Below are 9,852 nucleotides of genomic sequence, written 5' to 3' on the forward strand. Positions count from 1 at the left end.
CGCCCGGCCGCCGTCCTCGCCGTGGGCGCCGCGGCGGCCGGGCGCCGCCGGGCCGCGGCGCTGGCCGCGACCGGCTGGGCGGGCCTGACCGCCGACTTCGCGTGGCGCCGCATCGCCCCCGGCCCGCGCACCGCCGACGAGGTCCGCCGCATGGTCGTGACGAGCGCCGCGATCCCGCCGGCCGCGGTGTGGCACCGGCTGCGCGGCGAGCTGCGCTGGCGCCGCCGTCCGCCGCACGCGTGGCCGCCGCCCGTGCGCGCCGTGCTCTTCGACCGTGACGGCACCCTCGTCCACGACGTGCCCTACAACGGCGACCCCGCGAAGGTGCGCCTCGTGGACGGCGCCGTCGAGGCCCTGCGGCGCGTGCGGGCGGCCGGGCTGGCCACGGCCGTCGTCAGCAACCAGTCGGGCATCGGCCGCGGGCTGCTGACCCGCGCGCAGGTCGACGCCGTGAACGCGCGCGTCGAGGAGCTCCTCGGCCCCTTCGACGCGGTCCTCGTCTGCCCCGACGCGCCCGGCGTCCCGTCGGCCTGTCGCAAGCCCGAACCCGGCATGGTGCTCGGAGCCGCTGCGGCCCTGGGGGTCTCGCCCGCCGAGTGCGTCGTCGTCGGTGACATCGGCGCGGACGTCGACGCCGCGGTGTCCGCGGGCGCGCGCGCCGTGCTCGTCCCCACCCCCGTGACGCGCGCCGAGGAGGTCGCCGCGGCCGGCACGGCCGAGCGGGTGCAGGTCGCCGCCTCGCTCGGCGACGCCGTCGACCGCGCCCTGCGCGCCGCGGGCGGTGCGGCGTGAGGATCCTCGTCTGGCACGTGCACGGCTCGTGGATGACGGCGTTCGTCCAGGGCCGCCACGACTACCTGCTGCCCCTGGTCGGCGACCGCGGGCCGGACGGCCGCGGCCGCGCCCGCACGTGGGACTGGCCCGCGAGCGCCGTGGAGGTGCCCGTGGAGATGCTGCGGCACACCGACTTCGACGTCGTCGTGCTGCAGCGGCCCGAGGAGCTGGAGCTCGTCGAGCGGTGGACCGGGCGGCGACCGGGTCGCGACGTCGCGGCCCTCTACGTCGAGCACGACGCCCCGCGCGCGGGGGCCGCCGACAGCCGGCACCCGCTGGCGGACCAGTCGGCCCTGCGGGTCGTGCACGTGACGGCGTTCAACCGCCTGTACTGGGACTGCGGCCGGGCCCCCACCGCCGTCGTCGAGCACGGCGTCGTCGACCCCGGCTACCGCTACACGGGCGCCTCGCCGTCGCTGGCCGTGTCGGTCAACGAGCCCGTGCGCCGCTGGCGCACCGCCGGCACCGACGTCGTGCTCCACCTCGCGGGCGGTGTCCCGGTCGCGGTGCACGGCATGGGCGTGCAGGACCTCGCGGACCGCGCGCGGGGCACCGACGCCGGGGCGAACCTCACGGTGCACGAGGACCTGCCGCAGGCCCGGCTGCACGACGTGCTCGGCACGCACCGGGCCTACCTGCACCCCTACCGCTGGACGAGCCTGGGGCTGTCGCTGATCGAGGCCATGATGCTGGGCCTGCCCGTGCTGGCCCTGCCCGCCACGGCGGCGCCCGAGGCCGTGCCGCGCGAGGCGGGCGTGCTCTCCAGCGACCCGGACGTGCTCCTGGCGGCCGCGAGGCGCTGGGTCGCGGATCCCGACGACGCGCGTGCCGCCGGACGCGCCGCCCGCGAGGCCGCCGTCGCGGCCTTCGGCGTCGACCGCTTCCTGGCGGACTGGGACCGACTGCTGACGGAGGTGACGTCGTGACGAGAGCGACTGCGCGGCAAGGGGGTCCGCACCGGCGGATCGCCATGGTCTCCGAGCACGCGAGCCCGCTCGCGGTGCTCGGCGGGGTCGACGCCGGTGGCCAGAACGTCCACGTGGCCGCCCTGGCCGGCGCGCTGGCCGACCGCGGCCACGAGGTCGTCGTGTACACCCGCCGCGACGACCCGGACCTCCCCGTGCGCACCGCGCTGCGCCCCGGCGTCGACGTCGTGCACGTGGACGCCGGGCCGGCGAGTGCGCTGCCGAAGGACGAGCTGCCGCCGTTCATGCCCGCCTTCGCGCAGCAGCTGCGCGAGGCCTGGGCGGGCGCGGGGCGTCCCGACGTGGTGCACGCGCACTTCTGGATGTCGGGGACCGCGGCCGTGCCCGCCGCACGCGCCCTGGGGCTGCCCGTGGTGCTGACCTTCCACGCCCTCGGCAGCGTCAAGCGCCGCTACCAGGGCGAGGCCGACACGAGCCCCGCCGCGCGCGTCCCGGCCGAGCGCTCCCTGGCGCGCGAGGTGGACCTCGTCGTCGCCACGTGCAGCGACGAGGTCGCCGAGCTGCGGGCCGCGGGCGCTCCGCCGCGCCGCGTGCAGGTCGTGCCGTGCGGCGTCGACACCGCCCGGTTCACCGCGGTGTCCACGGCGCAGGACGCGCCGGACGTCGTGGGCCCGCGGCGGCCCGGCTGCCGCACGCGCCTCGTCACCGTCGGCCGCCTCGTCGAGCGCAAGGGCGTCGAGCAGGCCGTCCGGGCGCTGCGGTTCCTGCCCGAGGCGGAGCTGGTCGTCGCCGGGGGCCCGGACGCGGACGGGCTCGCTGCCGACGCCGAGGCCGTGCGGCTGCAGCGGCTCGCGGGCGAGCTGGGCGTGGCCGACCGGCTGCGGATGGTCGGCCGCGTCGCCCCCGACGACCTGCCCGGCGTGCTGCGGGGCTCCGACGTGCTGCTGGCCACCCCCTGGTACGAGCCGTTCGGCATCGCCGTGCTCGAGGCCATGGCCGCGGGCCTGCCCGTCGTCGCCTCCGCCGTCGGCGGGATGCTCGACACCGTCCGCGACGGGGTCACGGGCCGGCTCGTGCCCGTGGACGCCACCGGGCACCTCGACCCGGCGGAGCTCGCCGACGCCGTGCGCGGCGTCGTCGACGACCCCGCGACCGCGGCCCGGATGGGAGCCGCGGGCCGCGAGGTCGCGCGCCAGCGCTACGACTGGACCCGCGTCGCGGCGGCCACGGAGTCCGCCTACGAGCTGGCCCTCGGCGGGCTGCGGGACGTGACCGCCGGCGACGTGGGGGCCGACGACGCCGTGCCGCGGCGCCCGGCCCGCCGGCGCACGCGCCCGACCACGCGCGCCTGGCTGCGCGAGCACGTCGGGGAGCTCGAGGGCGTCCTCACCGCGCTCGAGGCGCAGGGCGACCGGCTGGACCGGTGGGGCCGCCAGCTCGTCGACGTCGTCGACGCCGGGGGGCGGCTGCTCGTGGCCGGCAACGGCGGCAGCGCCGCCGAGGCGCAGCACCTCACCGCCGAGCTCGTCGGGCGCTTCACGGGCGAGCGCCGGCCGCTGTCCGCGATCGCGCTGCACGCCGACACGTCCACGCTGACCGCGGTGCTCAACGACTACGGGGCGGAGGAGGTCTACGCGCGCCAGGTCGAGGCCCACGGCCGCGAGGGCGACCTCCTGCTCCTGCTGTCGACGAGCGGCGAGAGCCCCAACGTCCTGCGCGCCGCCGAGCGCGCGCGCTCGATCGGCATGCGGGTCTGGGCGCTGACCGCCGACGCCCCGAACCCGCTGCGGGAGCTGGCGGACGAGGTCGTCGCCATCCCGGGGCCCTCGACGTCCGCGGTGCAGGAGGGCCACCTCATGGCCGTGCACGCGCTGTGCGTCGCGGTCGAGGTGCACCTGCCGGCCACGCGCGACGGTCAAGCCTGCGACGGTCCGCTGCGCGACGGTTCGCTGCGGGACGGACCGCTGCGTGAGGGACCGCTGCGTGAGGGACCGCTGCGTGAGGGACAGGGCGCGCTGGACCTCACGACGCTCCCCCGGCGGGCCGGGGTCCCCGCGTGAGCGAAGGCCGTCGCGCCGCCGCGGGGCCGGGGTGAGGCGCGAGCTCGACGGCGGTGACGTCCTGGTGCTGCGGGCGCTGGGGCTCGGCGACCTCCTCGCGGGCGTGCCCGCGCTGCGCGGGGTGCGGCGCGCCTGGCCCGGCCGGCGCCTGGTGCTGGCCGCGCCGCGGGGCATCGGGGAGTTCCTGCGCACGCGCGGCGTCGTGGACGAGGTCCTCGTCTCCTCTGGGCTGGAACCGCTGCCCGCGAAGGGGTCCGGTCACGTCGCGGTCGACCTGCACGGCCGCGGGCCCGCCAGCCAGGAGCTGCTGCTGGCCACGGGCCCGGAGTTCCTCCTCGGGTTCCGCAGCAGCGCGTCGGGCCGGCCGCCGTTCGACGACGGGCCGCCGTGGTTCCTCGACGAGCACGAGGTCACGCGGTGGTGCCGGCTGCTGGCCGCGGCGGGCGGGGACTGCGGCCCGGAGGACCTGCGGCTGCGCCCACGCCCCGCGGCGCCCGGGGACGGCCCCGTCGTGGTGCACCCCGGCGCCGCGTTCGCCTCGCGGCGCTGGCCGGTGGGCCGGTGGGCCGCCGTCGTCGCCGCTCTGCGCGCCGCGGGTCACCCCGTGGCCGTGACCGGCACGGCGGACGAGGCGCCGCTCGGCGCCGCGCTGGCCGCGCACGGGGCGCAGGACCTCACGGGCGCCCTCGACCTCGACGGCCTCGAGGCCGCGGTGGCGGGCAGCCGCCTGGTCCTGTCCGGCGACACGGGCACGGCGCACGTCGCGACCGCGCTGGGCGTGCCGTCCGTGCTGCTCTTCGGCCCCACGCCGCCGCACTGGTGGGGCCCCGCGATCGACCCGGACCTGCACACCGTCCTCTGGCACGGCGACCCCTCGGCGAGCGACTACGTCGGCGACCCGCACGGCGCCGAGCTCGACCCGACGCTCGGCCGGACCACCGTCGAGGAGGTCCTCACCGCCGCCACCGCGCACCTGGCGGCCGGCCGGAGCGACCGCGGCGCCGTCAGCCGCGGATGACCCCGCGGATCCCGCCTCCGACGAGCGTGGCCACGTTCACCATGACGTTCGGCAGGGCCAGCCCGCCGGGGGCCGCGACGTAGCAGGTGCGCCACCGGGGGTCGAAACCCTGCTTGAACCTCCGCAGGCCCTTGAAGTTGTAGAACTGCTCGCCGTGGGTCCAGAGCAGGTGCCCGATGCGGTCCCAGAACGAGGCCGTGGCGTCGGTCCGCAGGCCCGACAGGGGCGCCATGCCCAGGTTGAAGGACGCGTAGCCGTTCTCCTTGGCCCACAGGATGCACTCGACGAACAGGAAGGTCATGACGGTGCTCGGGCCGTCGGGCAGGCGGCGCATGAGGTCGACCTGGACCTCCCGGCCGTCCCCCCCGATCCACAGGGTCGCGAACGCGATGACCCGCCCGTCCTGGCGCACGACGACGAGCGGCGAGCGGCGGACGTACTCCTCGTCGAACGCGCCGAGGGAGAACCGCTTCTCCTTGCCGTTGCGGTGCGCGAGCCAGGCCTCGGACACCGTCCGCAGGTCGGGCAGCAGCGCGCCGACGTCCTCGGCCGCGACGAACTCGACCGTCATGCCCAGGCGCTGGGACTTGTTGCGGCAGGTGCGGAGGTTCAGCCTCTTCTTGCCGACGAGGCTGAACTCCGCGAGCGGGACCACGGCCTCCTCGCCCAGCTTGGCCAGGGTCAGCCCGCACTCGCGGTAGAGGTCGGCGTAGTCGCCGAGGACGTTGTAGAAGACGGGCCGCCCGCCGTGCCGGTCGATCTCCTCGACGAAGCTCCACACGAGTTCGCGGAAGTCGGCGGCGTCGCCGACCGGGTCCCCCATCACGACCCAGCTGCGCCCCTCGACCTGGTACATGAGGAAGGCGCCGCCGGACGGGCTGAAGTGGAACCGCTTGTCGCCGGTGAACGCGAGCTGGGAGATGCAGCGCCCCGAGCGGGCGACGATCTCCCCGACGCGGGTCATCTCGTCGTCGTCCGCGTCCGGCCGGTGCGGTCTCGCGGACGTGAAGATGCGGCGTCCGCCGATGAGGACCCCTACGGTCCCCGCCGCCATCGCGAGGCGGTCCGCCCCCGAGGTGTCCCCCGAGATCGACGCCACCAGCAGGGGCGCGTCCACCCCGCCGCCGAGCCCGCTGAACTCGTGCCACCACACGGCCGCACCCACCAGCAGGGTCGCCGTCACCGGCCAGACGGCGTTGCGCGGCCGGACGAGGAGGGCACCGCGGTAGAACGCGGACCGGGCCGCCACCAGCAGGAGGGCGAGCACCGCGGTCACGGACGACAGCACCAGGTCCCCGTGCGCGGCCGCCACCACGGTCACGGTGCTCAGCAGCACGAGCGTGGCCACCCACGCGCCCCGCAGCCGGCGGTGCAGACCCCGGGCCATGAGCAGCGCGGCCAGCCCGGCGAGGCTCGTGGTCACGGCGGAGACGTCCAGCGCGCGGGGGCCCGGCAGGTCCCCCACGACGACCATGAACACCCCGGCTCCGGCGACCCCGAGCGCGAGCACCGAGGGCGTGAGCACGGCGGGGACGCGGCCCGGGGAACCGGGGACCGCGGTCGTCGCGGCGCCCGCAGGAGCGGTGCGGGTGGCCCCGGACGACCGGGTCGCCGCGGCGCCCTGGCGCGCCTCGTGCACCACGAGGAGCACCGCGGCCAGCAGGAGCGGGAGGAGGAAGTAGCAGAGCCGGTAGGCGACGAGGGCGACCGCGAGCCCCGCGGGCGAGGTCGTCGAGCCGATCAGCACCACCAGGGCGGTCTCGAAGACCCCCAGCCCGCCGGGGACGTTGGTCACCAGCCCGGCGACCGTCGCGATCGAGAAGGCGACGGCGAAGGGCAGGAACCGCAGCCGGCCCTCCGCCGGCAGCAGCACGTACAGCGCCGCGGCCATGGTCAGCCACTCCAGGGTCGACAGCACGACCTGGGCGGCGGCCAGGCGGGGCGACGGCCGGTCGATGCGCCAGCCGCGCCAGCCGATCGCGCGCCCGGCGCAGGCCCACACGAGGTAGGCCGCGACCGACGCGACCAGGAGCGACCCCACGGCCGACACCGCCGTCGGCGGCAGGTGCAGGGCCCGGCCGGCCAGCGCCGGGTCGTGCAGCATGCCGCCGCCGGCCAGGACCGCCGCGCCCAGGGCGAGCGTGACCACGTTGAAGCCGATGATCCGGGTGATCGCGAACCCCGGCACCTGCCAGCTGGAGTAGACGCGGGCCCGCAGGGCCGCGCCGACGACCGCGGAGGCACCCAGGCTGTTGCCGAAGGCCGTGGCGACGAACGAGGCCAGGCCGTAGCGGCGGTAGGGCAGGGGGTGCTCGACGTAGCGCAGGGCCAGGGCGTCGTAGCCCGTCATCGCCAGGTAGGAGCACGCGGTCGCGGCCAGGGCGGCGAGGGCGACCCCCGGGCCCAGCGCGAGCAGGTCGCCGCCGAGCTCGCTCCACGAGTAGTGGCGCAGGGTGCGGTGCAGCAGCACCAGGGCGCCGGCGAGGAGCCCCAGCATGACCAGGGGCGCGATCAGGTGGCGCACGGTACCGGCGGACGACGGCCTGGGCGAGGAACTCACGCAGGAGCAGTCGGCACTCCGGCGGCCGTCCTTGAAGGGGGGTGGGAGCCCGGCCGTGGCGCGGGGTGGTCTCAGCTCCGCCGGCGCAGCGCCCGCGCGCCCCGCCGCGCGAGCGCCCGCGCCCGGCGGGCCCGCGGGCGCGGGATCATCGCGCGCACCAGCGGCAGCGCGGGCACGGCCCCCGAGAGCCGGCCGTGGCGCAGCCGGGCCCGCCGCTCGACGTCGAGCGGGGCGAGGACGTGCTCGACGGCGACGAGGATGGAGCCGCGCAGCAGCCACAGCGACGTCTCCGTCCGGGCGTCGACGAGCAGCAGCTCGGTGAGGATCGCGCGGGCCTCGCGGGCCGCCTCGAGGCTCTCCGCGAGCCGCTGCTCGACGGCCTCCTCGCGCCCGGACGCCTCGGCCTCGACGAGGGCCCCGAAGGCGTCGACCGAGTCGGCGAGGTCGTCCAGCACGACGGCGAAGGCGGTCCGCACCTCCTCGCCGTAGCCGTCGTCCGGCGTGGACACCGCGGGTGCCTCCGTCTGGACCACGCGGAACAGCGACCGCACCGCCAGCAGCGACGCGCCCAGGGCGTCCAGCCCCCAGGCCAGCACGGGCTGCGCGTCCGCCGTGACGACGGCCCGTGCGTTGAGCCGGCGCACGTCGCCCACCGCGCGCACGAGCTCGGCGGCCCGGCCCGCCGTCTCGTCCACGCCGCGGGCCTGCTCGGCCCAGGTGACGACCTCGTCGCGCACGATGGGCCGCTGCGCCACCGAGCGGCCCGCGAGGCGGAGGACGTCGGCCTGGTCGCGCGCGACGCGGCGGACCGCGGCGACGGCGGCCCCCGTCGGCACCCGGGGGGGCAGCAGGAGGCTCAGCCCCACGCCGACCGCGGCCCCGATGAGGGTCGTGACGATCCGCGTCTCGGCGGCGATCTCCTGCCCGCCCACGGCCAGCACCAGCATCGCGCTGATGGGGGTCTCGAGGACCTGCTCGCGCAGGCGCAGCGCCGTCGCGAGCAGCAGCGAGGCCGCGATGGCGGTGCCGAGGCTCCACCAGGTCAGCCCGACCCACGACGTCAGCGCGACCGCCACCAGCACCCCGGTGACGACGGCCCCCACGCGCACGACGCCCATCCGCACGCTGGAGACGGCGGACGCCTGCAGCACGAGCAGCGCGGTGAGGGCACCGGTCAGGTCGACGGGTCCGGGGACGAGCTGGACGGTCAGCAGGTAGGCGAGGACCCCGCCCAGCGTGAGCCGGGCGGTCGAGAGCAGCGTGGCCCGCACGGTCGCGGACGCGTCGCCCCACCAGCGCCCCAGCCGCGACCCCCGGGTGTCGTGCGCGGGCTCGTCCTCGTCCGCCCCGACGTCGGCGCCAGGGGCGGGCTCCGCCCGTGGGCCGGCCGCACCGCCGGCCCGGGCCGCGCGCGGTCGGGGCATCCCGCGTCGCCTCCCCGGAGTCGCCCACCCGGCGGGCGTCCCCGCCGCCGGAGGCCCCGACAGTAGTGCGTGCCCTCGGCGCGCACCCGGGCGCGAGCGGACGGGCGTCAGCCCAGGCCCTGGCTCCGGAACCACGCCACGGTGCGGGCCAGGCCCTCGGACCAGTCGACCTCGGGCTTCCACCCGAGCACGGAGCTCGCGAGCGTCGTGTCCGGGCGGCGGACCTGCGGGTCGTCCACGGGCCGGCCGACGAACTCCAGGGGCGAGGAGGAACCGGCCGCGGCGACGACGTCCTCCGCGATGCGCCGGACGCTCAGCTCCTCCGGGTTGCCGATGTTCATGGGGCCGGGGTGCCCGCTCGCGGCGAGCGCGAGGATCCCGCGCACCAGGTCGCTGACGAAGCAGATGGACCGGGTCTGCTCGCCGTCGCCCGCGACGGTCACGGGTTCTCCCGCGAGGGCCTGCCGGATGAACGTCGGGATCGCGCGACCGTCGGCCGCGCGCATCCGCGGGCCGTAGGTGTTGAAGATGCGGACGATGGCCGTGTCGACGCCGTGGGTGGTGCGGTACGCCGTGGTGAGCGCCTCGGCGTACCGCTTGGCCTCGTCGTAGACGCCGCGCGGCCCGACCGGGTTGACGTGGCCCCAGTAGTCCTCGGGCTGCGGGTGCACCTGGGGATCGCCGTACACCTCCGACGTCGAGGCGAGCAGGAAGCGCGCCCCCTTGTCCTTGGCCAGGCCCAGGGCGTGCCAGGTCCCGGTGGAGCCGACCTTGAGGGTCTCCAGCGGCAGCTTGAGGTAGTCCACGGGCGAGGCCGGCGAGGCGAGGTGCAGGACCAGGTCCACGTCCCCCGGCACGTGGACGAACTCCGTGATGTCGCAGCGCTGCAGGCGGAACCCGGGCCGGCCGAGGAGGTGCTCGACGTTCACGGGGCCGCCCGTGACGAAGTTGTCGAGGCACACGACGTCGGTACCCGCGTCGAGCAGCGCCTCGCAGAGGTGGCTGCCGAGGAACCCCGCCCCCCCGGTCA

Annotated in this window: 7 protein-coding genes; 4 read left to right on the forward strand and 3 right to left on the reverse strand. The window is 77.2% G+C overall.

The annotated features are described in order from the left end of the window. The 4 genes from GTR02_RS15920 to GTR02_RS24585 form a co-directional block, all read left to right on the forward strand. Positions 1 to 792 (forward strand): D-glycero-alpha-D-manno-heptose-1,7-bisphosphate 7-phosphatase (locus GTR02_RS15920; protein ID WP_166608478.1); only part of this gene is annotated, 792 nt, incomplete at its 5' end. Next, positions 789 to 1,760 (forward strand): glycosyltransferase, encoded by a 972-nt coding sequence (locus tag GTR02_RS15925; RefSeq protein ID WP_166608479.1) that lies wholly within the window; start codon positions 789 to 791, stop codon positions 1,758 to 1,760. The genes GTR02_RS15920 and GTR02_RS15925, both read left to right, overlap by 4 nt. After that, positions 1,757 to 3,820, forward strand: a complete 2,064-nt coding sequence (locus GTR02_RS22455) for a glycosyltransferase (protein ID WP_205709411.1) — start codon at positions 1,757 to 1,759, stop codon at positions 3,818 to 3,820. The genes GTR02_RS15925 and GTR02_RS22455 overlap by 4 nt, the downstream gene beginning before the upstream one ends. 31 nt (positions 3,821 to 3,851) lie before the next feature. Continuing rightward, complete coding sequence (locus GTR02_RS24585; RefSeq protein ID WP_166608480.1) at positions 3,852 to 4,838, forward strand: glycosyltransferase family 9 protein; 987 nt, start codon at positions 3,852 to 3,854, stop codon at positions 4,836 to 4,838. Here the strand turns inward: GTR02_RS24585 and mprF are convergent. From mprF to GTR02_RS15955, 3 genes are all read right to left on the reverse strand, one after another. Next, on the reverse strand, positions 4,825 to 7,362 hold the full coding sequence (gene mprF, locus GTR02_RS15945; RefSeq protein ID WP_338073854.1) for a bifunctional lysylphosphatidylglycerol flippase/synthetase MprF: 2,538 nt from the start codon (positions 7,360 to 7,362) through the stop codon (positions 4,825 to 4,827). The two genes, GTR02_RS24585 and mprF, sit on opposite strands and share 14 nt — an antisense overlap. Before the next feature lie 107 nt (positions 7,363 to 7,469). Then, a complete protein-coding gene (locus GTR02_RS15950) occupies positions 7,470 to 8,822 on the reverse strand; it encodes an aromatic acid exporter family protein (RefSeq protein WP_166608482.1) in 1,353 nt (450 codons plus the stop codon). 107 nt (positions 8,823 to 8,929) lie between these two features. Then, positions 8,930 to 9,852: NAD-dependent epimerase/dehydratase family protein (locus GTR02_RS15955; protein ID WP_166608483.1), on the reverse strand; the 923-nt coding region annotated here is incomplete at its 5' end.

The organism is Kineococcus siccus (assembly GCF_009906795.1).
Classification (GTDB): domain Bacteria; phylum Actinomycetota; class Actinomycetes; order Actinomycetales; family Kineococcaceae; genus Kineococcus; species Kineococcus siccus.

Coding starts and splice junctions, on each gene's coding strand:
- GTR02_RS15950 (WP_166608482.1), bottom strand. CDS start 8,822: ATGCCCCGACCGCGCGCGGCCCGGGCCGGCGGTGCGGCCGGCCCACGG.